Source organism: Isoptericola sp. NPDC056618, assembly GCF_042792715.1.
GTDB classification, from domain to species: domain Bacteria; phylum Actinomycetota; class Actinomycetes; order Actinomycetales; family Cellulomonadaceae; genus Isoptericola; species Isoptericola nanjingensis.
Genome location: NZ_JBHTVZ010000020.1, coordinates 38863 through 65246 on the forward strand (window position 1 = coordinate 38863; position 26384 = coordinate 65246).

The window sequence follows — 26384 nt, forward strand, 5'->3', positions numbered from 1 at the left end:
CCTGCATCACTCCCGTCCGTGCCCCGTGCCGTACCCGGTCGGTCCACGGTGGCCCCGTCAGCCGCACGCCAGACCGATCTCCTGCCCTCGGACGACGAGCGCCGCGGTGCCGCACTCGTCGGTCCGCACCAGCGCGGACCCCACGGACGCGTAGAGCGCGAGCGCGTCGTCGGTCGGGTGCCCGTAGGTGTTGTCGGCGCCGACGCTCACCAGCGTGACGCGCGGCGACAGGTGCCCCGCGAGCGCAGCGGACTGCGAGCGCGACCCGTGGTGGGCCATCTTCACCACGTCGACGTCGGCCGCGCTCCCGGTCGCGGCGAGGTCGGCGGCGAGGGAGTCCTGCGCGCCCTCCTCCAGGTCGCCGAGCGCGACGACCTCGAGCCCGCCTGCCGTGCGCAGCTCGAGGGCCACGCTGGCGTCGTTCACGCCGTCGCCCTCGTCCCCGCCGCCCGAGCCGGCGGCGTGGGAGCCCTCGGCGCGGGGCCCGCCCGACGCCGCCAGCACCCGCCATGTCGCCGAGCCCGCCGTCCCGCCGTCGCCGACGGCCGCCGCACGGACCGGCACGCCGGCCGCCCCGAGGCTGGACCGCACGGCGGACGCCTGGCCCTCCGGCGCGTCCAGCGGCGAGACGAGCGCGGCCGTGACCGCGCGGCCGCGCAGCACGGCGGCGAGCCCGCCCACGTGGTCGGCGTGGAAGTGGCTGAGCACGAGCAGGTCCACGGTCGAGACGCCGAGCCGGTCGAGGCACCGACCGGCCGCCTCGCCGTCGGGGCCGACGTCCACCACCACCGCCGACGTCGGGCCGGTGCGCACCGCGAGCGAGTCGCCCTGTCCGACGTCGCAGGCGGCCACCTGCCAGTCGTCCGGCACGGCATGACCGGCGCCGGCGAGCCGGGGCACCGCGACCACGAGGGCCGCGAGCAGCGCGGCGCCGGCCAGCCCGGCGACCGTAGCCGTCCGCGCGCGCCCGTGCCGTACCGCCGCCCGCCTGACCCGCCGCCGCACCCGGCGCACGGCGCGCGGCGCTGCCTCCCGCCACTCGCGCCGCCAGCCCTCGCCGGGCGGCCGACGCAGCACGAGCGCAAGGACCGCGACCGTGAGCAGCGTCAGCGCCGCCACCCCGAGCGGCCCGGCGGGCCAGGGCAGGCGCGCGCCCGGCACGGCGGCGAAGGTCTGGGCCACGCCCGCGATCCACCCCGTCGACAGGCCCGCCAGCCACGCGACGGGCAGTGCGACCCCCGGCGCCCACGGGGCGACCGACGTGGCCACGAGCCCGAGCACGGTGGCCGGCACCAGCGCGGGGGTCGCGAGCAGGTTCGCCGGCACGGACATCAGCGGCACGTGCGGGTCGAGGAGGAGCAGCACCGGCCCGCACGCGGCCTGGGCGGCCCACGGGACCGCGAGCGCGAACGCGAGCGGACGGCCGGTCCACGGCGCGAGCCGGCGGGCGAGCGGTCCCGCCAGGAGCACGAGGCCGGCCGTCGCCGCGCAGGACAGGACGAACCCGTAGGACCGCGCGAGCCACGGGTCGACGACGAGCAGCACGGTCGCCGCCGCGGCGAGGGCCGGCGCGCCCGAGGACGGCCGCCCCAGTGCGAGCGCGAGGAGCGCGGCGGCGCACGTCCACGCGGCCCGGAGCACGCTGGGCTCGGGCCGGACGAGCAGGACGAACGCCGTCGCGGCGACCGCGACGACGCCGACGCGCACGGCGCGCGGGGCCCGCGCCAGCGCGCACAAGGCGGTGAGCGCGGCGACCACGATCGCGAAGTGCCCCCCGGAGACCGCGGTGACGTGGGTGAGGCTCGTGACCCGCATCGCCTCGTCGACGACGTCGGGCACGCGGCTCGTGTCGCCGACGGCGACGCCCGGCACCAGGCCACGGGCCTGGGCGGACAGGGGGTCGGTGACGTCCAGCAGCGCCGACCGCATCGTGTGCGTCGCCCGCAGCAGGGCCGTCGGCGGCGCACGCTCGGCCACCGGCCGCGCCGCCGTGAGCCTGGCGAGCGGGCCGTCACCCGCGTCGGCGGGGCGCAGCACCCCGGAGACGGCAACGGACGCCCCGTAGCGTGGGGCCGCTCCGTCCGCGGTGACCTCGACGAGGCCCGCGGTGGACGACACGATCCCGCGCGCCGTCACCTGCCGCACGGCCACCTGCCAGCGCTCGCCGTCGCCGAACACGGCGGCCCTCGGCTCCGACACGACGCGACCGACCAGCTCGGCGTGCGCGCCCTGCCCGACCAGCGACCGCAGGGGCGCCTGCCGTGCCACCTGGGCGTGCGCCCCGAGCGACACGGCAGCGAGGCAGGCCAGCGCGACGACGACGTGCAGACCGGCGGACCGCGCACCGCCCTGCCGGCGCGGGTCCGCCCCCGTGGGCGCCGCCTCGCTCCCGCGGGTGCCCTGCGACCGCCACCGGTCCGACGGCGCCCACCGGGCGGGACGCGCCGCGACGACAGCGACCCCTGCGACGACAGCGGCGAGGGCCGCACCGACGGCCACCGTCCGGGCCCAGCCCAGCATCGGCCCCGTGAGCGCCCAGGCGGCGGCCCACGACACCAGGGCGGCCGGCGCGAGGCGCAGGTCGACACGCCGCGTCGGCGGCGACGCCAGGGTCCGTCGCGCGGCCGGTCCGGTCGCCGGGACCGATCCCGGCACCGCGTCGACAGACCCGCCGGGGGCGTCCGACCGGACGAGCGGCGTCACAGCGTGACCAGGTCGCGGACCTGTCCGAGGACGGACGGCCCGATCCCGGACACCTCGTCGAGCTCGTCGACGCTGGTGAACGGCCCGTTCTCGTCGCGCCACGTGACGATCCGCTCCGCCAGCGCCGGTCCGATGCCGGGCAGCTCCTCGAGGTCCGCCGCTCCCGCGGAGTTGAGGTTCACGGCACCGCCCGCCGACGCGTCGGCCCCGCCTCCGGTCCCGTCCTCGCCGGCCCCGTCGGGCGCGCCGTCTGCCGACGCGACCTGTTCCCCCGGTCTCGGCACGCGGATCTGCTCGCCGTCGACGACGGCCCGCGCCAGGTTGAGCGCGGCGGCGTCGGCGCGGCGGGTCGTGCCACCGGCGGCTGCCACGGCGTCCGCCACCCGGGCGCCGGCGGGGACCGTGACCAGGCCGGGCTCGCGCACCTCGCCCACGACGTGGACGACCACGGTGCCCGGCGCCGGCGTCTCGGGAGTCGCGGGCGCGCCTCCCCCGTCGAGGTCACGCGACCCGGCCGTGCCGGCTGCCGCGTCTGCTGCCCCGTCGGTCCCGGCGGTCGGGCCGGCGGACGGCTGCGACGGTCCGGCGGAGGCGCCGGACGGCGAGCTCGCGCCGGCGAGGGTGATGACCTCGTCGGGCCGTGCGGTCGCGATCACCGCGACGACGACGGCCACGAGCAAGACGGCGACGGAGGCCACGACGGCCGCACGCAGCCCGATCGACCAGCGGCGCGGACCACCGCCGTCGTCGTGCCCGTCGACGGGGTGCCCGTGCGCCGCCGTGTACGCGGCGGCGACGTGCCGCGCCGACCGGCGGGCGCGCAGGCGGTCGACGAGCTCGTCCTCGTCGCCCGTCGCGCCCCACGGCGCCGGGCCGACCGGAGGCTCGCCGACGGGGCCGGCCCACGCATCGTGGCCAGGATCGGGACCACGGTCGTGACCACTGTCCCCGCCGGCGTCCTCGCGCAGGGCGTGCCAGGCGCGCAGCCGTGCGGCGGCCTCGCCGAGAGCCCGGTCCGGCCCCCGCTCGGAGGCGCCCCGCCAGTCGTCGCCCTCCCCCGGAGCACGGGTGAGGGGCGGCGCGGTGTCAGGCGGCGAGACGGCGGCCGGTGGCGGGGCGTCGGTTCCGCCGTGGTCGGGGGGCAGCGTGGTGGTCACGCCGCGACGCTAGGGTCACCGGCCTCCCCGGCGGCCGCCGCCAGCGGTGGCCTGTGGACGGCACGCGCCTGGGGGCAGCCTCCTCAGCGCACGGCGCCGCGGGGGCGTCCGCCCAGCTCGGCGACGACGACGGCGAGAGCGCCCGTCCCGACGTGGGCGCCGAGCACCGCGCTCACCGGCGTCACGACCGGCTCGGCCCCGGTCTCCGCGGCCAGCCGCGCCGCGAGCTCGCCGGCCCGCTCGGGCACGCCCAGGTGGTGCACGGCCACGCCCGGTCGCTCGCACGTCTCGGCGCGCCGCACCGCCACCTCCACCAGCCGGTCGGTCGCCGCGCGACGCGTCCGGACGCGCTGCGTCATCTCGATCACGCCGTCGCGCATGCCGAGGATGGGCCGCACGCCGAGGGCCGTACCGAGCGCGGCCGCCGGGGCGGACAGCCGCCCGCCGCGGCGCAGGTGGTCGAGCGAGTCGACGAGGAACACGGTCGTGCTCGACTCCGCGACCTGCCGCGCGCGAGCGGCGACCGTCCCGGCGTCGTGCCCCTCGGCGGCGCACCGTGCCGCCTCCAGCGCCGCGAACCCGAGGGCCATCGCGACCGTCCGGGAGTCGACCACCTGCACCGGGATCATGGCGCGCTGCCCGGCGCCCGCCGCGACCTCGACGGTGCCGGACAGCGCCCCCGACAGGTGGACGCCGACGACCGCCCGCGCGCCGGCGGCGGCGAGGTCGCGGTAGACGCCGGCGAACTCGGCCGGCGTGGGCTGCGAGGTGCTCAGCCGCTCGCCGGCGGCGATGCGCGCGGCCACCTCCTCGGGAGTGACGTCGACGCCCTCGCGCCACGACTCGTCCCCCGCCACGACGAGCAGCGGGACGACGACGGGCGCGAGCGCGCCGTCGTCCGTGGCGGGCAGGCAGGCGGTCGAGTCGGTGACGACGCGGACCGCGCCACGCTCGACAGGGAGATCGGAGGGCATCGCCGGGAGTCTACCGACGCCGCCCGGGACGGCCCGGGCGGCGCGGTCGTCACTCGTGGTCGTGCGCCTCGTGGTCGTGCGCCTCGTGGTCGTGCTCGTCGGTGCCGCTCGCCTCCACGTCGCCCGAGACCCCGGAGATCTCGTTCGGCGCGACGTCCAGCTGGACGGACTTCCAGACCTCGCCGGACTCCACGTCCACCGCGTGCACGGACTTCGTCGCCGGGTCGGTGACGTACACGGACCCGTCCAGCGCGAGCACCGCGGGGCGCGGCTCCTGCCACTCCACCGGCTCCTCCCAGGCGTCGATCACCGGGATCGAGGTCGTGAGCTTCCCGCTCTCCGGGTCGATGACGTGCAGGGAACCGTCGGTGCCCAGCACGAGCGCCTCGCCGTCGGCACCGCGGGCCAGGGACCGGAACGTGTAGCTCGAGGGCAGGTCGACCAGCGACAGGTCCCCGCTGCGCGTGTCGACGAGCGAGACGCGCGTGGGCCGCTCCAGCTCGGCGTCGGGGTCCGTCTTGTAGTCGCCGAGCACGACGGGCGACTCCTCGGAGCCGGCCTGGTTGCCGATGCGACCGTAGGCGTCGGGCGCCTGCACCTTGGTGAGCTTGCCGTCCGCGTAGACGAGGACGCCGTCCTCGCAGCCCACGACGACGGCCTCGTCGGCCGCGACCGCCTCGCCGTGCACGCCCGGGCAGTCGTCGCTCGCCGCGATCTCCTGGTCGTCGGCGTCCAGGACGCGCACCCCGGAGCGCGACTCCTCGGTGCCCTCGGTGACGAGGAGCGAGTCGTCCCCGAGCTCGACCGCGACGCCGTGGTGCGCCGACGGCGTCGTGAGCTCCCGGGCGGGAGCCTCGCCCTCGGCCACGTGTGCGGAGTCGAGCACGCGGACCTGGCCGGTCCCGTCGTCGAACAGGACCGTGCGGCCGCCGTGCACGACGACGTGACCGGGCTCCTCGGCGGCGTAGGTGACGTCGGTGAGGCGTGGCTCGGACGTCCAGTAGTGGTGGTGGTCGCCGTGCGCCTCCGCCCATGCGCCGAGGTCCAGGGCGCGGAACCCGCCGGTGGTGGACGCCAGCAGGTGGCGGCCGTCGCCTGCGGGGTTGAGGCGGGTGAAGCCCTCGAGCGGCAGGTCGGCGACCTGCTCCAGCGTCTGGGCGTCGAGGACGACGACGCCGCCGTCGTAGGTGAGCGCGACGCGTGCGGTCGCGGCGGCGGCCTCGGTGGCCTGGGCGGTCTCGGCGCTGGAGGGCTGGTCGGAGGACCCCGCCGACCCGGCACCGTCGGCCGGGTCCGCGGACGCGCAGCCCGCCAGCGCGAGAGGGACCGCGAGGGCGAGGAGGCCCGCGGCGGACTGTCGGCCCCGGCGGGCGGGGCGGGTGGTGCGGGTGAGGGCAGGCATGCGTCTCTCTCCAGGTCGGGGCAGCACGAAGAATCCACATGAGAACGATTCCCATGTGCCCGAGTAGTGAAGCAGATGTGAGAACCGTTCTCAACCTCGTGGGTGCTGCTCGTCGCGCACCCGCTCCCCTGCCGCGCTAGCGTGCGGGCCATGGCCGAGGGGACACCGCCCACCGACGACGTCGACCTCGCCACCCTGCGAGCGGCCGCAGCACAGGCCGCCGCCGAGGCGGCGGAGGCGAAGGCAGCGGCCGCCCAGGCGGCGCTCGAGGCGGCCGAGGCCGCCGCCGGACCTGCTCCCGACGCGAGTCCCACGGGCGCGACCGACACCGCGCCCACGACCGACTCCGAACCGGCGGCGCCGCCGTCGTACGCCGACGAGGTGCGCGCGGGCTACGCCTCCGACGCCCCGACGCTGCCGCTCGGGGCCCTGCTGTCCGGCCCGCTGGGCGGCGACCCGGTGCCGGACGCGACGGTGCAGGTCGGCTTCCCGCTCGCGACGCTCAACCGTCACGGGCTGGTCGCGGGCGCCACGGGCACCGGAAAGACGAAGACCCTGCAGGGCATGGCGGAGGGCCTGTCGGCGCAGGGTGTCCCGGTGTTCCTCGCCGACGTCAAGGGCGACCTGTCCGGGCTGGCCGTCGAGGGGCCGGACAACCCGAAGGTCGCCGAGCGGGCGGCGGGCATCGGCCAGACCTGGGCGCCGACCTCGTACCCGGTGGAGTTCTACTCGCTCGGCGGCCTGGGCACGGGTGTGCCGATCCGGACGACCGTCACCGACTTCGGCCCGCTGCTGCTGAGCAAGGTGCTCGGCCTCAACGCGACGCAGTCCTCCAGCCTGGAGCTGATCTTCCACTGGGCCGACACGCAGCAGCTCGCGCTGCTCGACCTCAAGGACCTGCAGGCCACCATCGCCTACCTCACCTCCGACGAGGGCAAGCAGGAGCTCAAGGGCATCGGCGGCGTCTCGGCCGCCACCGCCGGCGTCATCCTGCGCGAGATCGTGGGGCTGCAGGCGCAGGGCGGCGACGTGTTCTTCGGCGAGCCGGCGTTCGAGACCGCCGACCTGCTGCGCACGTCCGCGGACGGGCGCGGGATGATCTCCGCCCTCGAGCTGCCCGGCGTGCAGGACCGCCCCGCGCTGTTCTCCACGTTCCTCATGTGGCTGCTGGCGGAGCTGTTCCAGGAGCTGCCCGAGGTGGGCGACCCGGACAAGCCGCGCCTCGTGTTCTTCTTCGACGAGGCGCACCTGCTGTTCACGGGCGCCTCGAAGGACTTCCTCCAGCAGGTCGTCCAGACGGTGCGGCTCATCCGCAGCAAGGGCGTCGGCGTCTTCTTCGTCACCCAGTCCCCCAAGGACGTGCCCGCCGACGTGCTCGCCCAGCTCGGCAACCGCGTGCAGCACGCGCTGCGCGCCTTCACGCCCGACGACGCGAAGGCCCTGCGGGCAGCGGCCCGCACCTTCCCCACCTCGCCGTACGACCTCGAGCGGCTGCTGCAGTCGCTCGGCACCGGCGAGGCCGTCGTCACCCTGCTCGACGAGAAGGGCGCCCCCACCCCGGTCGCCTGGACGCGCGTGCGCGCACCCCAGGCCTCGATGGACCCGGCGCCGCAGCAGGTCCTGGACGCGACCGTCGCGGCGTCGCCCGGGCAGGCGCGCTACGGCGCCGCCGTCGACCGCGAGTCCGCGTACGAGCTGCTGCAGGCCCGCGCCGCGCAGGACGCCGCCACCCGCGAGGCGACCGAGCGCGCCGCCGAGCTCGAGAAGGAGGCGGCGCAGGCGCGCAAGCGGGCGGAGGCCGACGCCCGGAAGGCGCAGAAGGCCCCGCCGTCGGGCTCGACGTCGCGCGGCAGCTCACGCAGCCCGATGGACGCCATCCTCACCAGCGTGGGCACGACCCTGGCCCGGGAGATCACCCGTACCGTCCTCGGCACCCGCCGCCGGCGCTGACGCTCCGGGAGGATCGTCAGTCGGCCGTCAGGGGCGCGGCGTGCCAGATGCGGTCGAGGTAGTCGCGCACGGAGCGGTCCGAGGAGAAGAAGCCCGAGCGCGCCACGTTGAGCACGGCCGAGCGGCTCCAGGCGTCCGGGTCCGCGTACGCGCGCTCCACCCGCTCCTGCGCGTCGAGGTAGGCCTGGTAGTCCGCGAGCACCATGAAGCGGTCCTCGGTGAGCAGGTTGGACACGATCGGCTCGAAGACCGAGGCGTCGCCGCCGGAGAACGTGCCGCGCGCGACCAGGTCCAGGGCCCGGCGCAGCGACGGGTTCTCCTCGTAGTACGTCGAGGGCCGGTAGCCGGCCTCGGCGACGGCGCTCGCCTCCGGCTCCGTCAGGCCGAACAGGAAGAAGTTCTCGTCGCCGACGAGCGTCCGGATCTCGACGTTCGCGCCGTCGTCGGTGCCGATGGTGAGCGCGCCGTTGAGCGCGAACTTCATGTTCCCGGTGCCGGACGCCTCCTTTCCGGCCAGCGAGATCTGCTCGGACAGGTCGGCCGCCGGGATCAGGGTCTCGGCGACGGTGACGTTGTAGTTCGCCGGGAACGCGATGCGCAGCACCCGGGACACGTCGGGGTGGGCCGCGACCACGGCGCCCACGTGGTTGATGAGCGCGATGATCTCCTTCGCCATCACGTAGCCGGGGGCGGCCTTCGCGCCGAAGACGACGGTGCGCGGCGTGACGTCGCCGAGCTCCAGCTCCCCGGACGTGATGCGGTCGTAGAGCGTCACGACGTGCAGCAGCTTGAGCAGCTGGCGCTTGTACTCGTGCAGCCGCTTGACCATGACGTCGAGCATCGTGCCCGGGTCGATCGTGATGCCGTCGCGCGCCGCGAGGAAGGAGACCAGCCGGTCCTTGTTCGCGGCCTTGACCTCCCGGAACCGGCGGCGGAACTCGGCGTCGTCGGCGAAGGGCTCGAGCTCGCGCAGCCGGTCGAGGTCGGTGACCCAGCCGTCGCCGATCGCCTCCGTGACGAGCCCCGACAGCCCCGGGTTCGCCAGCTTCACGAACCGGCGCGGGGTGACGCCGTTGGTGACGTTCGTGAACTTCTCCGGCCAGAAGTCGGCGAAGTCGGCGAGCACCTTGTCGCGCAGCAGCTGCGAGTGCAGCTCGGCGACGCCGTTCACCTTCGACCCGCCGACCGTGGCGAGGAACGCCATCCGCACCGACCGCTCGGGGTGCTCGGCGATGATCGACATGCGCCGCACCAGCAGCTCGTTGCCGCCGGAGCGCTCGCGCACCTGGGCGAGGAACTCGTCGTTGATGCGGTAGATGATCTCCAGGTGCCGGGGCAGAAGCCGTCCGACCAGCTCGACCGGCCACACCTCCAACGCCTCCGGCAGCAGCGTGTGGCACGTGTACGCGAAGCAGCGCTGCGTCACCTGCCAGGCGTCGTCCCACTCGAACCCGCGCTCGTCCACCAGGATCCGCATGAGCTCCGGGATCGCGATGACGGGGTGGGTGTCGTTGAGCTGGAAGACGATGCGCTCGGGCAGGTCGTGCAGGTCGAAGTCCGGCGGCAGCAGCTGGTCGAGGAAGTCGCGGATCGAGCAGGCGACGAAGAAGTACTGCTGCTGCAGCCGCAGCTCCTTGCCCTGCGGCGTGGAGTCCTCCGGGTAGAGCACCTTGGAGATGTTCTCGGCGAACGTCTGGGAGCGCACGGCCTCGGCGTAGTCGCCGTAGTTGAAGATCTTGAGGTCGAACGCGTGGGTGGCGCGCGCGCTCCACAGCCGGAGCGTGTTGACGCGCCCGTTCCGGTAGCCCGGCACCATCGAGTTGTACGGGACGCCCAGCACCTGCCAGCCCGGAACCCAGCGCGAGCGCTCCCGGCCCTCGTCGTCCGTGTACCTCTCCGTGTGCCCGCCGAAGCCGACCGTGACCTCGTGCTCGGGGTGGGCGAACTCCCACGGGTCGCCGTTGTCGAGCCAGGTGTCCGGCTCTTCCACCTGGCGGCCGTCCGCGAACGTCTGCCGGAAGATGCCGTACTCGTACCGGATGCCGTACCCGATCGCGGGCACGCTCATCGTCGCCAGCGAGTCGACGAAGCAGGCCGCCAGCCGCCCGAGCCCGCCGTTGCCGAGGCCGGGCTCCACCTCCACCTCGCGCAGCTCGTCGAGGTCGAGCCCCAGGCTGGCGAGCGCCTCGGCGGCGACCTCCTCCAGCCCGGTCGCGATGAGCGCGTTGTCGAGCTGGCGGCCCAGGAGGTACTCCGCCGACAGGTAGGCCACCGCCTTCGCCTGCGTGCGGTACTGGCTCACCGTGGTCTGCATCCACCGCGACATCAGGTAGTGCCGCACCGTGCGCGCGAGCGCGAGGTACCGGTCGTTGTCCGTGGCCCGCTCCAGGATCGTGCCCTGCGAGAAGTTCAGCTCGTGCAGGTACTCGCGCACGAACCCCTCGACGGTCGGCTCCGGGCTGGTGATCAGAGGCGTGGTCTCGGTCACGCCACGACCCTACACACGGGCGGTGGCCGCCGTCCCTGCGTGCGGAAGGACCGGGGTGGCGACGGTCGCCGTCCGGCGCCCGCGCGCGCCCTTGGTCCGGAACAGCGCCACGGCGAGGAGCGCGCCGACCAGGAAGATCCCGGCGGACCAGGTGAAGGCGACGTCGTAGCTGTGCACCGCGGCCTGGGCGACGACGGCCGGCGTCGCGGGGAGGTGCCCCGCGGCCCAGGACGTCGCGGCCGTCGCGGCGAGAGTGTTGAGCACGGCAGTCCCGATCGCGCCGCCCACCTGCTGGGAGGTCGAGACCATCGCCGACGCGACGCCCGCGTACGGCCCCTGCACGCCGACCGTCGCGGTCTGGATCGACGGCGGCATCACGCTGCCCATGCCGACGCCGAAGAGCACCAGCGCGGGCAGGACACCGGCGGCGTAGGTGCTGTCGACGTCGAGCCGCGAGAGCCAGAGCATCGCCACCGCGCAGATCGCCAGACCGACCGGCACCAGGACCTTCGCGCCGAGGCGCGGCAGCGTGAGGTTGTTGGAGACCTGGGCCGTGGCGACGAGGGCGAGCACCATCGGCAGGAACGCGACGCCCGTGCGCATCGGGTCGTAGCCCATCGTCGTCTGCAGGTAGTAGGTGAGGAAGAGCGAGACGCCGAACATCCCGACGCCTGCCACGAAGATCGCGACGTACGAGCCCGTGCGGTCGCGGTCACGCACGATGGACAGCGGCAGGAGCGGCTGCGCGGCGCGGCCCTGCCACCGCACGAAGGCCACCAGCAGGACGACGGACGCCGCGAGGGAGCCCCAGGTCCACGGCGAGCCCCAGCCCTGGGGCTCCGCCTGGGAGAAGCCGTACACCAGGAGGAACAGGCCGCCCGAGCCCAGCGCGACGCCCGGCACGTCGAGCCGTTGCCGGCGGCCCTGCTCACCGCGGGGCAGCAGCAGGAGCCCGGCGACCACGGCCACCGCCGCGAAGACGAGGTTGACGTAGAGGTTCCAGCGCCAGTCGAAGTTCTGGGTGAGGAACCCGCCGAGGAGGAGGCCGACGGCGCCGCCCACCCCGGCGATCGCGCCGAAGACGCCGAACGCGCGGCCACGCTCGGCCGGCTCGGTGAAGGTCGTGGTCAGCACCGAGAGCGCCGACGGCGCGAGCACCGCGGCGAAGACGCCCTGCAGCGCGCGCGCCGCCACGAGCATCTCGAAGTTCTGCGCCGCGCCGCCGAGCGCGGACGCGACGGCGAAGCCGACCAGGCCGACGAGGAACGTCCGACGCCGGCCCAGCAGGTCCGACAGGCGGCCGCCGAGCAGCAGGAGGCTGCCGAACGCGAGCGCGTAGGCGGTGACGACCCACTGGCGGTCGTTGTCGCTGAAGCCCAGCTCGGCCTGGGCCGAGGGCAGGGCGATGTTCACGATGGTCGCGTCGAGCACGACCATGAGCTGGGCGATGGCGACGGTCGCCAGGACCAGCCAGCGGCGGGGGTCCGAGGCGCGCGAGGGCGCCGGAGGAGTGGTCATGGAGGGAGCTCCCGAGGAGGCGGAGGAAGGACCCGGGCCCGGGACGTGCCGGCGCGGGTACGATCGACCGTAAGCGGTACTCGACGGTTTCGAAACCCATGAGTGTCGGAATTGACCTCCTGTCCGCTGACGGCGAACACGGCACTCGGGGTGTCATGCTCGACCCGCTCCCGAACGGAAGGATCGCCATGAAGTCCGCCGACGACGTCGTCGACGACGCTCCCGCCTCCCCCGCCGCACGCGGAGGGCGGCCCCGCGACGCCTCCCGCGACGTCGCGATCCTCGACGCCGCCCGCGAGCTCCTCGCCGAGGTCGGCTACGGCGGGATGACGATGGACGCCGTCGCCGGTCGCGCGGGCGCCAGCAAGGCCACGCTCTACCGCCGCTGGACCACCAAGTCGGACCTCGCCGTCGACGCCGTGACCTGCGGGCTGGGCAACGACCTGGACCCCGCCGACATCCCCGACACCGGGTCGCTCGAGGGCGACCTGCTGGCGCTGGAGGAGCTGCGGCGCGCGCGCAAGTCAGCCGGGACCGACCGGCTCATCCCGGGCCTGATGGCGGAGGTCCGGCACGACCCCGAGCTCGCGCGCCAGTTCCACGCGAGCTTCGTGCGGCCCAAGATCCAGCAGATGCGGACGCTGCTCGAGCGCGCCCGGGACCGCGGCGAGGTGCCGGCCGACCGCGACCTCGACCTCGTGAGCACCGTGGTGCCGGCGCTCGTCTCGTACCGCAAGGTGGTCGAGGGCGTCGAGCTCGACCCCTCCTACGTGGAGCGGCTCCTGCGCGAGGTCCTGATCCCCCTCGCGACGGCGCCCTCGACCCGCTGAGCCGCGCGCTCGCGGGGCCCTACTCCCCCACGAGCGTCACCAGGCGAGACCGGCCGGTCGCGTCCTTGATGGCCTGCAGCACGACGTCGGCGTGCGGCTCCAGCGCGCTGACCTTGTCCAGCGGCGCGCCCACGACGAGCTGGAAGCCCAGCCCGCGCCACGCGCCGACGGCACGGCCGGCGAACCGGGCGTCGGCCTTGATGAACGCCTCGTCGAGGAACACCGGCGCGTACCGGGGGCGCTCCGCCCCGGCGTCGCCGAGCTGGTAGCGCAGGGCGGCGCCGACGATGAACGCGACGAGCTCCTGCGACTCACCACCGGACTTGCCGGCGATGTGGTCGTAGACGCTCACGTGGTTGCCCTCGAGGTCCACGCACTCGGCGCTCACCCGCACGTGCTCGCGCACGTCCACCAGGCGCCGGCGCTCGGGGCTGTCGGGACGGATGCGGTCGATCAGCCTGCGCATCCGCTCGTACCGGCGCTCGTGCTCGGCGAGCGGGACGTCGCCCGCCGGGGCGGTGGCGAGCTCGCGCAGCCGGCGCCGGAACGAGACGACGTCGGAGGCCTCGACCGGGGTGGCGGTGATGCGCAGCCGGTGCGCGTCGTCCCGGAACGGGAGCGTGGCGAGGATCGCGTTGACGGGCTCCATGCGGTCGCGGATCTCCGCCACCGCCTGCGCGATGCCGTTGTTGAGCCGCGTGAGCTGGTCGCCGGACATCTGGCGCAGGTGCGCCGACCACCTGTCGCGCAGCCGGTACAGCTGCTGGTACTCCAGCTCCTCGTAGATCCGCAGGAAGTCGGCGTACGCACCGTCGGGGTCGGCGCTGCGGTTCGGGTCGGGCCAGGTGTCGTTGAACCGCTCGAAGAGGGCGGCGAGGGCGGCGCGTGCGGCGCGCTCCGCCTCCTGCGCCGACTCGCGCTGGTGGTGCAGCTCGCGCACGACGGCGGCCACGGCGGTGGTGAGGTCCGCGAGCCCGCTGCCCGACGTGCCCGACACCCCCGACCAGCCGACCTGCGCCATCAGCTCGGCCAGGCGCCGCTCCTGCTCCGGCGTGGGCTCGACGCCCTCGTCGTCGGCGCGCTCGACGGCGTCCGCGACCTGGTCCACCTGGTCGCTGAGCTGCTCCCACGCCGCGCCGAGCTCGGTGACGCGCTGCTGCGCCGCGGCCCGCTCCCGGTAGAGCTCGTCGACGCGGGCGCGCAGGGCGTCCTCGTCCGCCTTGAGGGCGCGCAGCACGTCCGAGCCCGCGACCAGCGCCTCGTGCCGCTCCTGCCGCTCGGCGAGCCGGGCCTCTGCCCCGCGCACGTCGAGGTCGTCCCAGGCGGCCCGCAGCGCGTGGCTGTACGCGACGAAGTGGTCGGCCTCGCCCTTCTGCCGCAGCCGGGCGCCCGCGAGCGCCTCCGAGGCCTGGCGCAGCTCCTGGTGCGCCGCGGCGATCTGTTCGGCGAGCTGCTCGAGGCGCCGGTGGTTGCTGAACCCCAGCACCGACGCCCGGCCCTGGCCGCCGTGCGCGCCCCGGCGCCCCTCCGACGTCTGCCCGGACCGGGCGAGCGCCAGGTCGTGCCGCGCCAGCTCCGCGGGGTCGTCCACGCACACGTACGCGAACCGCTCCGCGAGGCGCGCCGCGAGCCAGCCGCCGAACGGCCCGGCCTTGACCTCGAGCCTCCCCGGGAGGAGGGCCCGGTCGGCCTCCTCGTGCAGCGCCAGCCCGGTGGGCACGCCCTCGAACCGCACGCGCACGGGCGAGCGGACGGCGTCGATCGCGGCGCGGAACGCGTCCAGGCGCGTCTCGTCGACCAGCACGGTGACGGCGAACCCTCCGAGCGCCAGGCCGATCGCCTCGCGCCACGGCTCGTACTCCCCGCGCACCTCGAGCAGCTCGCCCACGAACGGCACGTCGTCGGGGCGCAGGCCGGCGGCTCGTGCGAGCGCCTCGCGCGCCTCGTGCAGCTCGCGCGGCACGTTGCCGCGGCGCGCCTTGAGGGACGCCTCCTCGCGCTCGAGCTCGGCCAGGGCGCGCATCGCCTCCTTCTCGCGCGCGGCGGCCTCGACCACCGCCTCGGACAGCGCGTCCGTGTGGGTGTCGCGCTCGTCCAGGTACCGGCGGGCGTCGGCGTGCAGGGCGTCCAGCTCCCGGCGCGAGGAGGCCTCCCGCTCCAGCGGCGACAGGTGGCCGTCCAGCTCGGCGCGGGCGCGCCGGGTCTCTGCCAGCCGCTGCTCGGCCGCGCGCACGTCGCGCTCCGCGGCCTCGATGGCGTCGCCGCCGTTGCGGCGCTGGTCGGCGCGCACCTGCTCGAGCTCGCCCTGCGCGGCGGCGAGCCGCTCCTCGGCCACGGCGACCCGCTCGGCCGCCGCCTTGTGCTGGGCCCGGTTCTGCGCCTCGCCCGCACGCAGCAGGTCGAGCTGGGTGCGGTCGCGCCACGCCGTGAACGGCGTGATCCGAGCGGCCCCTGTGCCGGGGTCCGTTCCCGCGGCGCCGCCGTCGGGCCCGAGGGCGTCCACGAGCCGCGCGGACGCGACGGCGTCGTCGACCGCCGCCCGGTGCTCCAGCATCGGGCGCAGCACGTCCACCTGGCGCTGCGCCGTGTCCATCTCGGCGCGTACCTCGCTGAGCTCGTCGAAGTGCTCGACGGCGCGCTCGGCCACGCGGATCGTCTCGGGCTCCTCGAGCACCATCGCCTTGTAGAGCGAGTCGACCGTGGTGATCTGCTGGCCGGCCTGGATGCGGCCGAGCAGCTGCATCGCCTTCTCGCCGTCGCCCGCCGCGCCGATGCCCAGCGCGGCGTGCAGGCGCGTGGCGAACGCCTTGTCCGTGTCGAACGACGTCAGCCCCGCCGCGGTGAGCCCCGCCCTGCCGAAGCGCTGGGCCGCGAGCGGCTCGAGGTCGCGCAGGCTGAAGTCCGCGTCGACGACGGCGCGCACGGCCACCGTCTCGTCCGTGCGCTGCGCGCCGCGGGGCACGTACCAGGCGCGCAGCGCCGTGAACCGCTCGCCCGCCTGGGACGACCAGGTCATCGCGATCGCCGACCAGGTGTCCGACGTCTCGCCGCGCAGCACGCGGTCCTTGGCGCGCGCCGACCCGGCGGTGCGCTCCTCGTCGAGCTTGCCGCGCGCGTAGGAGACGACGTTGCGCTGCTCCTGCCCGCGCGCCCGCCCGCTGGTGGCCGTGTTCGACGCGCCGTTGAACGGCGTCGTGTGGCTCATCATCAGCGCGATGTAGGCGTCGAGCAGGGTCGACTTGCCGGAGCCGGACGCGCCCGTGAGCAGCGTCGTGGTGCCCGCGAACCGCACCTCGTGGTAGCCGTGGTAGCCGCCCCAGCTCACCAGCTGCATCGAGCGGGCCGTCCACTGCCGACCGTCCGACGCCGTCGGGATCAGCCCGAACAGCGACTGCTGCATGCGGGGCGCGGCGACCTGCTCCGCCGGGTCGCTCGTGATCGTCATGCGCGCGACTCCTCGTCCTCGTCGACCGGCTCGGTCTCGTCGTCGTGGTCGTTGACGGTGGGCGGCTCGGCCGACGGCGAGCGCAGCCACGCGGTCAGCTCCCGCAGGCGCTCCACCGGGAGCAGGATCTCCACGACCGGCTGCACGCGGTAGCGGCCCTCGGCGACCTCGTCGAGCACGTGCTCGCGCACGAGGGTGGCGATCGCGTTGTCGACCTCGCGCCGGCGCGCGGCCAGGTTGGTCTCGTCCGCGGCGAGGAAGCCGAGCGCGTAGTCGACCAGCTCCTCGGCGTCGACGTGCGCCGCCCGCTCCCCCGCGCCCTGCTCCTGCCGGAACCGGTTGCGCGCGAACAGCATGAGCAGCGTCTCGACCCGCTTGTACGGCTCGTCCTTGAGGAGCACCGGGATGCTCAGCCCGGCCTCCCGGACCTGCCGCTTGTACGCGATCTCGTAGTCGCGATCGACGACGAGCTCCACGAACAGGTCGTGGCAGCGCGAGGCGAGCACGTTCTGGTGCGCGAGCAGCGCCTTCCACTCCGCCGGGTGCGCCGCTGCGGACAGGTACCGCCGCTGCAGCACCAGCGCCAGTGCGCGGCGCGCCTCGTACGGGAGCACGCCCGTGTCGCCGGCGAACAGCGCCGCGTCGTCGTCGGCCAGCGCGGGCACCTCGACGAAGGGCGCGCCGTCCGCCGCGGCGTCGGCCTCGGCCACGCGCTCCGCAGGCTCCGTCGTCGTGTCGGTCATGCGTCCTCCTCGTCAGTCGCGTCGTCGGGTACGGCGAGGCCCACCCGCGGCACCACCAGGTCGCGCGTGGTGCCGTCGGCGCGCACGGCCGTCACGCGGCGCAGCCGGGCCGCCGGCACGTCGCCGAGGCCGTCGGCGTCACCGAGAGCGTCGTCGAGCGCATCCGGCGCGGCCAGCTCCAGGTAGCCCAGGAGCTCGACGGGCCGACGCAGCTCGGCCGGCCCGGCGGCGAACACCTCGTCCGCCGTGGCGCCCCCGCGCTCGCGCAGCACCCGGGCCGCGTGGGCGCCGGTCTCCTCGTAGCGCGGGCCGCCCATGCCGCGGAGGCCGCCCAGGACCTCCCCCGGCGCGGCGCCGGCGTCGTGAGCCGGGTCGTCGAGGTCGGCGAGCGCGTCCGGCGGCGTGTCGGGGCGCAGGTCGTGCAGCTGGGCACGGAAGCGACCGAGGCGCGCCCGCTCCAGCCAGCGCAGCGGCTCCACGCGCGCGGCCCGGCCCGACGTCGGGAACCACTCCGCCATCGCCGCGGTCGCCTCGCGCAGCGCGGCGTCCAGCTCCCGGTCGCGCAGCGGGTTGTGCACGGTGAGCTGCTGCGTGATGGTGCGGGAGGCGCGCGCCTGCGCGTCGAGCACGCCGTCGACGGCCGCCAGGAGCTGGGAGTACAGCGCGCGCACGGACTCCCGCCGGTCGGCCGGCAGGCCCGCCGCGAACGGGTGCGCGAGCACCGCCCGGACCCGCTCGTCGACCTGACCGAGCAGCTGCGGGTCGCGCAGCAGCTCCATCGCCCCGGAGAAGGCGCGCCCCTCGGGCGTGCGCTCCATGAGCGAGTCGGAGGCCTCCAGGTAGGCGCCCAGCACCTCGCCGGTGGGGCGCTCGTCCTGACGCAGGCTCGTGACGATGCTGCGTTGCAGCTCCGCGATCGACTCCGCCACGCGGGCGAAGTCGGCGGGCAGCTCGCGCACCAGCGCGGCCACGTTGTCGAACTGCTCGACCAGCCGGTCCGTGGGCGCCTGCACCACGGCGCCGCCGGCGTCGAGCCGGGCCAGCTCGGCCTCCGCCTCGGCGATCTCGTCGCGGGCGCGGGCGACCTGCTCCCGCAGCGCCCGCTGCTGCGACTCCCGGTCGGGCCGGGCGTCGCGCGCGAGCCCGTCCAGGGCCACGAGCAGCGTGCGGATGCGCGACTCGCTCACGAGGGCCCGCGCCCCCTGCGTGCGGTCGACGAAGGCGAGCGCCTCCGCCGCGTGCGAGCTGACCTGGTACTGCTCGACGCCGTCGTCGTCGAGCGCCCGCACCAGCCAGCGGCCGGCCACCCAGCGCGAGCACAGCGCGCGGGCGGCGTCGTCGGGCACCTCGTGGCCGGCGGCCCGCGCCTCGGCGAGCAGGTCCTCGACCTCCACGTGCATCTGCTCGGTCGGCACGGTCGCACGACCGGGCGTGAAGATCAGCGACAGCAGGGCGACGACCAGCGGTCCCTCCTTGCGGTGCAGGAGGGCGAGCGAGGGCGTGCCGAAGGCGCCCCGGCTGCGTGCCAGGGCGCCCTCGAGGCGGACGGTCGCCAACTCAGACGACGATGTTGACGAGCTTCGGCGCGCGCACGATCACCTTGCGCACCGGCGCACCGTCGATGGCGCGGACCACGTTCGGCTCCGCCAGGGCGGCGGCCTCCAGGTCGGCGTCCGAGATGGTCGGCGCCACCTCGAGGCGCCCGCGCACCTTGCCCTTGACCTGCACGACGCACGTCACCGTGTCCTCGACGAGGTACTGCTCGTCGGCGGTCGGGAACGGCTCGCGCGCCAGCGAGCCGTCGTGCCCGAGCCGCTGCCACAGCTCCTCCGCGATGTGCGGGGCGATCGGCGCGACCATCAGCACCAGCGGCTCGACCGCCGCGCGCGGCACCCGGTCCAGCGAGGTGAGGTGGTTGTTGTACGTGATGAGCTTCGCGATCGCCGTGTTGGGCCGCATGTGCTCCATCTCGACCCGCACGTCCGCGATCGCCCGGTGCATCGCGCGCAGCGTGGCGGTGTCGGGCTCGTCGTCGGTCGCGACGAGCGCGCCCGTCTCCTCGTCCACGACGTTGCGCCACAGCCGCTGCAGGAAGCGCTGCGAGCCGACGACGGCGCGCGTCTCCCAGGGCCGCGACAGGTCCAGCGGGCCCATCGACATCTCGTACACGCGGAACGTGTCGGCGCCGTACTGCTCGTACATCTCGTCCGGCGTGACGACGTTCTTCAGGGACTTGCCCATCTTCCCGTACTCGCGGTTCACGGGCTCGCCGCGGTACGTGAAGCCGGCCTGCTCGTCGCCCTCGACCTCACCGGCGGGCACGTAGGCGCCGCGGGCGTCGGTGTAGGCGTACGCCTGGATGTACCCCTGGTTGAACAGCTTGCCGAACGGCTCCAGCGAGGACACGTAGCCCAGGTCCAGCAGCACCTTGTGCCAGAACCGCGCGTACAGCAGGTGCAGCACGGCGTGCTCGACGCCGCCGACGTACAGGTCGACGCCACCGGCGGGACCGGACGTCGCGTTGTGCTTCGGGCCCATCCAGTACGACTCGAGCTCCGGGTCGACGACGGCGGTGCCCTTGGCGGGGCCGTCGGTCGAGTCCGTCGGGTCCAGGTAGCGCAGGTAGTACCAGCACGACCCGGCCCAGTTGGGCATCGTGTTGGTGTCGCGGCGGTACCGCTTCGGCCCGTCGCCCAGGTCCAGGGTGACGTGCACCCACTCGTCGTTGCGGCCCAGCGGGGCCTCGGGCGACGAGTCCGCGTCGTCGGGCTCGAAGGTGCGGGGCGCGTAGTCCGGCACGTCGGGCAGGTCGACCGGCAGCATGTCGGCCGGGATCGCGACCGGTCGGTCGTCCTCGTCCCACAGGATCGGGAACGGCTCGCCCCAGTAGCGCTGCCGGCTGAACAGCCAGTCGCGCAGGCGGTACGTGGTGGTGCCCTCGCCGGCGCCGCGGGCGCTCAGCCACGCGACGATCGTCTCCTTGGCCTCGGCCACGCCCAGCCCGTCCAGGCTGATCTCGTCGTTGGACGAGTTCACCGCCACGCCGTCGCCGGTGTACGCCCCGGCGAAGTCGTCCGGCAGGCCGCCCGCGGGCTCGACGGTGCGGACGACAGGCAGCTCGAAGGCCTCGGCGAAGTCGAAGTCGCGCTGGTCGCCGCCGGGCACCGCCATGATCGCGCCGGTGCCGTAGCCCATCAGCACGTAGTCGGCGGTGAACACCGGGACGGTCGCGCCGTTGACCGGGTTGACCGCCAGGTGCCCGGTGAACACGCCGGTCTTCTTCCCGGCGTCGGCCTGCCGCTCGACGGCGGTCTTCGCGGCGGCCTCGCGGCGGTACGCGGCGACGGCCTCGACCGGCGTCGCGTGCCCGCCGGTCCAGACGTCGCGCGTGCCGTCGGGCCAGGCCGCGGGGACCTCGTCCAGCAGCGGGTGCTCGGGCGCCACGACCATGAAGGTCGCGCCGAACAGCGTGTCCGGGCGGGTGGTGAACACCTCGACCTGCGCGCCCGCGCCGGCCGCGTCGTAGTCGGCGGTGCCGACGACGTCGAAGCGGACGTTCGCGCCGGTGGAGCGGCCGATCCAGTTGCGCTGCATCGACTTGACCTTCTCCGGCCAGTCGATGAGCTCCAGGTCGTCGGTCAGGCGGTCCGCGTAGGCGGTGATCCGCATCTTCCACTGCCGCAGCGACTTCTGGAAGACGGGCATGTTGCCGCGCTCGGAGCGGCCGTCGGCCGTGACCTCCTCGTTGGCCAGCACGGTGCCCAGGCCGGGCGCCCAGTTCACGGGCGACTCGTCGACGTACGCCAGGCGCTGCGCGTCGATCACGTCGCGGCGCTCGTCGTCGGACAACGCGGCCCAGACGGCGCCGCCGGCGTTGTCGCCGTCGTGCCCCGGGACGGCGCGGGCGCCGGACTCCAGCTCGGTGCGCAGCTCGCCGATGCGGCGGGCGCGGCCCGCGCCGCCGTCGGCCGCGGCGTCGTACCAGGAGTCGAAGATCTGCAGGAAGATCCACTGCGTCCAGCGCACGTATTCGGGGTCGATCGTCGCGAACGTGCGCCGCGAGTCGTGCGCCAGGCCCATGCGGCGCAGCTGGCGCTTCATGGTGACGATGTTCTGCTCGGTGGTGGTGCGCGGGTGCTGACCCGTCTGCACCGCGTACTGCTCGGCGGGCAGGCCGAACGCGTCGTAGCCCAGCGCGTGCAGCACGTTGTCGCCGCACATCATGCGGAAGCGGCCGACGACATCGGTGGCGATGTAGCCCAGCGGGTGCCCGACGTGCAGCCCCACTCCCGAGGGGTACGGGAACATGTCCATGATGAAGAACGGCTGACCCCCGGCGTTCCGGCCGTCGCCGTCCGTGAGCGCACCGTTCGGGTTGGCCGCCCAGAAGGTGCCCCGCTCCTCCCAGAGGTCCTGCCAGCGCTCCTCGATCTGCTGCGCGAGGGCGGGCGTGTAGCGGTGGGTGGGCTCGTGGGAAGGCGCGGTCGGCGCCTCGGGTCGGGAGGGTGCGGTGTCGGGCGTGCTCACCCGGCGAGTCTACCGGCCGGGGCCGCAGGCCCCGGCCCTGTTTTCACACCCCGAACGACTCGACGAGCGGCCCTCCGACGGCCAGCAGCAGCCAGCCGACGGCGACGACGTACCCGATGATCAGGACCAGTCCGCGGTTCCGCACGACCGCGCGGCGCAGCCCGTCGCCCGCGGGCAGGTGGCCCTCCTGCACGGCGTGCACGACCTGGAACCACAGCAGCGGCCACACGATCGTCCAGACGACCATGCAGGCCGGGCACAGCCGGACCAGCGCGTAGAAGCTCGACCACATGAGGAAGAAGATCAGCAGCTGGGCGAGCACCGTCACCGCGAGCAGCGACCGGTGGTACCACCGCGGCAGCCGGGCACCCGCGAGCAGCACCACGCCGGTCGTGATCACCACGGGGAACGCCGCGACCCCGATGTAGGGGTTCGGGAAGCCGAGCAGGGTGCCCTGCCAGGACATCATCGCGACGCCGCAGTCGAGGAACACGTTGAAGCTGCAGCTCGTCACCCGGTTCGGGTCCAGCAGCTTGAGGTACTCCTCGATCGCCAGCCACGACGCGGCGCCGAAGCCGATGCCGCCCAGCACGGTCAGCAGCACGCCGTAGGTGCGAGCGGTCAGGCCGCGCGGGCCGGGCCCGGGCGCAGCCTCCCCCGCGGCGTCGTCGGGGAGGTCGTGGGTCTCGTCGCGCACGCTCGGGCTCACGGGCGCGACCGTACCGCACGTTCCTGGGGAGCGGGCTCGCGCCCGGGCCCTCCCGGGCGCCGGTCAGTCGGCGTGCGCGACACGCTGGCGGCCGAACGCCAGCACCATCGCCAGGCCCACGAGGGTGAGCGCGAGTCCCACCCACGCGGGCGCGAGGTACCCGTAGCCGGCCGCGATGACGAGGCCGCCGAAGAACGCGCCGCTCGCGTTGCCGATGTTCAGGGCGGAGTGGCACAGGGCCGCGCCGAGGGACTGCGCCCGCGGCGAGAGGTCCATGAGCCGGGTCTGCATCGCCAGGCCGAGGGTCTGCGACGTGACGGCCAGCAGGAACAGCCCGACGACGGCGGGCACGGGCGACGTCCCGACCAGCGCGAACAGCACCAGCGACAGCGCGGTCGCGACGAACCCGCCGATCACCGTGCGCAGCACGTTCCGGTCCACCAGCCTGCCGCCGAGCAGCGTGCCGACGGTCATGCCGACGCCGAAGACGGCGAGCACCCAGGGCACGGCGCTCTCGGACATCCCCGCCACCTTGGTGACGGTCGGCGCGACGTAGGTGTACACGGCGAACAGGCCGCCGAACCCGATGGCCCCGGCCGCGAACGAGATCCACAGCGGCCCGTTGCGCAGCGTGCCGAGCTCCTTCCGCACGCTCGAGTCCACCGGCCCGTGCTCGGGGACGAAGCGCCAGATGCCGAGCAGCGTCGCGGCGCCGAGCACCCCGATGACGACGAATGCCGCGCGCCACCCGAGGCTCTGCCCGACGGCAGTCGACAGCGGCACCCCGACGACGTTCGCGATCGTCAGGCCGGTCATCATCATCGAGACGGCGTGGCCGCGCCGGCCGGGTCCGGCCACCGCGGCGCCGACCGCCGCCCCGACGCCGAAGAACGCGCCGTGCGGCAGCCCGGCGAGGAACCGTCCCACGACGAGGCTCTCGATGCCGGGGGCGGCCGCCGACAGCACGTTGGCCACCGTGTAGAAGCCCATGAGGCACAGCAGCAGCCGCTTGCGGGACATGCGCGCGGCGGCGACGGTCAGCAGCGGTGCCCCGACCACGACACCGACGGCGTACGCGGTGATCGCGTACCCGACGACCGGGTCGCTGACGCCGAGGTCGGCGCCGATCTGCGGCAGCAGGCCCATCGTGGCGAACTCGGTGGTGCCGATCGTGAACCCGCCGACGGCGAGCGCGAACAGCGCGGCCCCGACGTGCTCGGGGCGGGGTGCGCGGCCGGTGCGGGCCGTGGCGCCGCTCGCGGGCGTGGTCGTCGAGGTCACTCGCCTCTCCTCGGAGATCGGTCGGGCACCGGAATGCTCGAATCGTTTCGAGACGAGGCGTCGACGACGGTGCGCCGTCCAGCGCTCACGTCGTCGGGGAACCGGGACAGCCTACGCGCGCACCACCCAGATGCGCGACGCCGCCAGCAGCCCGAGGTCGACGCCGACCTCGCGCCCGTCCGCCTCCCACGCCACGCCGACCGTCCCGGCGAACTCCCGCCGCGACGTCAGCCGCACCGGCAGGTCCAGGTCGATGCCGAGGTCCGCGAGGTACCGCAGCGCCTCGGGGTCGGCGTCCGAGATCCGGGCGACCACTCCCCCGGCCCCGGCCTCGAGGTTCACCAGCGGCACCGCCTCCGGGCGCACCACGCGCCCGTCGGCGAACGGGATCGGGTCGCCGTGCGGGTCGCGCTCCGGGTGGCCGAGCCGCGCGGAGATGCGCTCGACGAGCCGGTCGGACACCGCGTGCTCCAGCACCTCCGCCTCGTCGTGCACCTCGTCCCACGCGTAGCCGAGGTCGCGCACCAGCCACGTCTCCAGCAGCCGGTGCCGCCGCACCATCACGAGCGCGTAGCGCCGCCCCAGCTCGGTGAGCCAGACCCCGCCGTAGGGCTCATGACCCAGCAGCCCCTGCGTCGTGAGCCGGCGCACCGTCTCGGAGACGGTGGACGGCCCCACGCCCAGGCGGTCCGCCAGCAGCCCCGTGGTGACCTTCTCGTCCGACCACTCCTGCGCCGACCAGACCGCCTTGAGGTAGTCCTGGGCGACGGGGGTGAGCTCGTCCGGGTCGACGGCCTGCGGGGGCGGTGCGGGGACGGGTGAGGTGGGTTCGGGCACGGTCCGAGCCTATCCGGGCGCCCGTCCCTACGGCCCGGGCGCCTCGTCGGCCGGCGGCACGACGTCGGGCACCGGCTCGCGCTCGCCCACCGTCGCCGCGCCGTCGGGCGTGACGCTCACGACCTGCACGTCCAGCATCCGCCGCGTCGCAGGGTCGAACCGCAGCACCGTCATCTCGGCCGTGCCGTGCAGCGGCCCGACGGTCGGCTGGTTCGGCGCCGCGCCGGCGGTGGACCCGTTGACGTACCGGATGCCCTGCCCCACCTGCTCCGGCCCCGACCTGCTGTGCGTGTGGCCGGACACCTGGAACGGCACGCACCCCGTCTCGAGGGCGTCGAGGCCCACGGACGGCGTGTGGATCAGCAGCAGGTCGACGCCGTCGCGGTCGTCGCACGCGGCCGCGGCGAGGTCCGCCGACTGCTGCTCCGGCGTGCGCTCGCGCGCGACGTTCGTGCCGACGCCGACGCGCGTCTCGAGCGCGTCCCGGTCCCCGAGGATCCGCACCCCCTCGACGTCGATCACCTGGCCGTCGAGGATCTTCTGGCCGTGCGCCGCCTCCTGGTCGGACGTGACCTGCGAGTCGTGGTTGCCGTCCGACACCACCATCGGCACGCCGCGCGGGACGGCGGAGGCGAACGAGTCGACGCAGACCTTCTCCACCGAGGTGCCGTTCATGGTGGTGTCGCCCGCGTTGAGCACGACGTCGGCCCCGGAGCGTTCGATCGTCGTGCGGATGAGCGGCGTCATCCCCGTGTTGCAGTGCAGGTCGGAGATGACGACGAAGGTGACCGGCTCGTCCGCGAGGCCGCCGCTGGGCAGTGCTCGGGGCGGCGCGACCGGCGCGGTGGGCTCGGCGGGGTCCGGGGACGCGAACTGGGTGCCCGCCGCGGTCGCGGACGCGGCCGCCTCGGAGGCGAGCCGGGCGTCCCACGCGGCCGACAGGTCGTCGTCCGCGCTCGCGTAGAACTCCTCGTTGTCCTCGTACAGCTTGACGAGCTGTCCGCCGTACGTGTCGATGACGCCGGCGAGGCGCCCGGTGATCCGCGCACCCTCGAGCGCCGTCCCGGCGAAGACCGGCGACGCGGGCTGCCCCTGGGCGGTGGCCCCCGCCGCGCCGGAGGACACCGTCGTCACGACGAGGGCCACGACCGCCACCCCCGCCGTGATCTCGCCCGTCCGGGGCGCCATCGCGTCGGCGAGCTCGCGCCGTCGCCCCGGCCCCAGCAGCCAGCGCACCACCAACCCGACCGCGACCAGCGCCGCGGCGGCGCCCAGCGAGCGCCACAGGGCGTTCTCCACCAGCGCGAGGGCGACGCTGCGCACCGCGACGTCCGGGCTGGAGAAGAACTGCAGGTAGCTCTCGAGGTCCTGGCTGAGGGCCGTGAGCGTGTTGGCCGCGCCGACCGTCGTCAGGTCGGCGGGGATCTCCTTGACCACCACGTCCACGCCGAGCCCGAGCGGGAGCGGCGAGTCGATCTCCAGCGTGCCGAGCGGGCCGAGGTCGACCACGACGAGGCTGTCGTTGGTCACGGAGTAGACGGCCTCGTGGGGACCGAAGCCGAGCTCCGCGGTCGCCGTGCTCACCCCGAAGACGAGGCACGCCACGGCTGCGGTGACCCCGGCGAGGGTCCAGCGCGCCCAGCGCGGCGGCGTCCGGCGCGCGCGTCGCCCCCGCCCGCCCGGCGGCGTCTCGTCCGTGTCCGCAGGGGTGTCCGCCGAGGTGGGCTCGTCGTGCTGGTCGCTCATCGCCTCCACCCTCGCCGAACGACGACGGAGGCGCCACCCTCCTCGCCGGTGGCGCCGCCGTCGCGGGTGTGACG

16 protein-coding genes are annotated in these 26384 nt (G+C 75.0%); 2 read left to right on the forward strand and 14 right to left on the reverse strand.

Annotated features, from left to right (window positions below; all coding sequences use genetic code 11):
• Positions 1–57 precede the first annotated feature (57 nt).
• From ACFQ8T_RS18730 to aztD, 4 genes are all read right to left on the reverse strand, one after another.
• Positions 58–2703 (reverse strand): ComEC/Rec2 family competence protein, encoded by a 2646-nt coding sequence (locus ACFQ8T_RS18730; protein WP_430547987.1) that lies wholly within the window; start codon positions 2701–2703, stop codon positions 58–60.
• Entirely contained in the window at positions 2700–3860 is a 1161-nt protein-coding gene (locus ACFQ8T_RS18735; protein ID WP_430547988.1) for a ComEA family DNA-binding protein, read from the reverse strand. Before ACFQ8T_RS18735 ends, ACFQ8T_RS18730 begins: the two co-directional genes overlap by 4 nt.
• A gap of 83 nt (positions 3861–3943) precedes the next feature.
• Complete coding sequence (locus tag ACFQ8T_RS18740) at positions 3944–4834, reverse strand: DegV family protein (RefSeq protein ID WP_430547989.1); 891 nt, start codon at positions 4832–4834, stop codon at positions 3944–3946.
• Positions 4835–4883: 49 nt separating this feature from the next.
• Positions 4884–6236 carry a zinc metallochaperone AztD gene (aztD, locus tag ACFQ8T_RS18745; RefSeq protein WP_430547990.1) on the reverse strand — a complete coding sequence of 451 codons (1353 nt, stop codon included), beginning with the start codon at positions 6234–6236 and terminating at the stop codon, positions 4884–4886.
• Positions 6237–6386: 150 nt separating this feature from the next.
• Between aztD and ACFQ8T_RS18750 the strand changes: the two genes are divergently transcribed.
• Positions 6387–8186, forward strand: coding sequence for a helicase HerA-like domain-containing protein (locus ACFQ8T_RS18750; protein ID WP_430547991.1), 1800 nt, complete (start codon positions 6387–6389; stop codon positions 8184–8186).
• A gap of 16 nt (positions 8187–8202) precedes the next feature.
• On the opposite strand, the gene ACFQ8T_RS18755 is transcribed toward ACFQ8T_RS18750, so the two are convergent.
• Complete coding sequence (locus ACFQ8T_RS18755) at positions 8203–10674, reverse strand: glycogen/starch/alpha-glucan phosphorylase (protein ID WP_430547992.1); 2472 nt, start codon at positions 10672–10674, stop codon at positions 8203–8205.
• Between the two features lie 9 nt (positions 10675–10683).
• A complete protein-coding gene (locus ACFQ8T_RS18760; protein WP_430547993.1) occupies positions 10684–12192 on the reverse strand; it encodes an MFS transporter in 1509 nt (502 codons plus the stop codon).
• Between the two features lie 188 nt (positions 12193–12380).
• Between ACFQ8T_RS18760 and ACFQ8T_RS18765 the strand changes: the two genes are divergently transcribed.
• Complete coding sequence (locus ACFQ8T_RS18765) at positions 12381–13022, forward strand: TetR/AcrR family transcriptional regulator (protein WP_430547994.1); 642 nt, start codon at positions 12381–12383, stop codon at positions 13020–13022.
• 19 nt (positions 13023–13041) lie between these two features.
• Here ACFQ8T_RS18765 and ACFQ8T_RS18770 read toward each other — a convergent pair whose 3' ends face one another.
• The 8 genes from ACFQ8T_RS18770 to ACFQ8T_RS18805 all read right to left on the reverse strand — a co-directional run bounded on the left by ACFQ8T_RS18770 (position 13042) and on the right by ACFQ8T_RS18805 (position 26310).
• Positions 13042–16467, reverse strand: a complete 3426-nt coding sequence (locus tag ACFQ8T_RS18770; protein ID WP_430547995.1) for an ATP-binding protein — start codon at positions 16465–16467, stop codon at positions 13042–13044.
• Positions 16464–17210: a DUF4194 domain-containing protein gene (locus ACFQ8T_RS18775; RefSeq protein WP_430547996.1), complete on the reverse strand. Its 747-nt coding sequence runs from the start codon at positions 17208–17210 to the stop codon at positions 16464–16466. Before ACFQ8T_RS18775 ends, ACFQ8T_RS18770 begins: the two co-directional genes overlap by 4 nt.
• Positions 17207–18766 (reverse strand): DUF3375 domain-containing protein, encoded by a 1560-nt coding sequence (locus tag ACFQ8T_RS18780; RefSeq protein ID WP_430547997.1) that lies wholly within the window; start codon positions 18764–18766, stop codon positions 17207–17209. Before ACFQ8T_RS18780 ends, ACFQ8T_RS18775 begins: the two co-directional genes overlap by 4 nt.
• Position 18767: 1 nt before the next feature.
• Complete coding sequence (gene leuS / locus ACFQ8T_RS18785; protein ID WP_430547998.1) at positions 18768–21737, reverse strand: leucine--tRNA ligase; 2970 nt, start codon at positions 21735–21737, stop codon at positions 18768–18770.
• Between the two features lie 43 nt (positions 21738–21780).
• Positions 21781–22446: a vitamin K epoxide reductase family protein gene (locus ACFQ8T_RS18790; protein ID WP_430547999.1), complete on the reverse strand. Its 666-nt coding sequence runs from the start codon at positions 22444–22446 to the stop codon at positions 21781–21783.
• A gap of 63 nt (positions 22447–22509) precedes the next feature.
• Positions 22510–23727 (reverse strand): MFS transporter, encoded by a 1218-nt coding sequence (locus ACFQ8T_RS18795; protein ID WP_430548000.1) that lies wholly within the window; start codon positions 23725–23727, stop codon positions 22510–22512.
• 111 nt (positions 23728–23838) lie between these two features.
• Positions 23839–24564, reverse strand: a complete 726-nt coding sequence (locus tag ACFQ8T_RS18800; RefSeq protein WP_430548001.1) for a metal-dependent transcriptional regulator — start codon at positions 24562–24564, stop codon at positions 23839–23841.
• A gap of 27 nt (positions 24565–24591) precedes the next feature.
• Positions 24592–26310, reverse strand: coding sequence for a metallophosphoesterase family protein (locus ACFQ8T_RS18805; RefSeq protein ID WP_430548002.1), 1719 nt, complete (start codon positions 26308–26310; stop codon positions 24592–24594).
• Between the last annotated feature and the right edge of the window lie 74 nt (positions 26311–26384).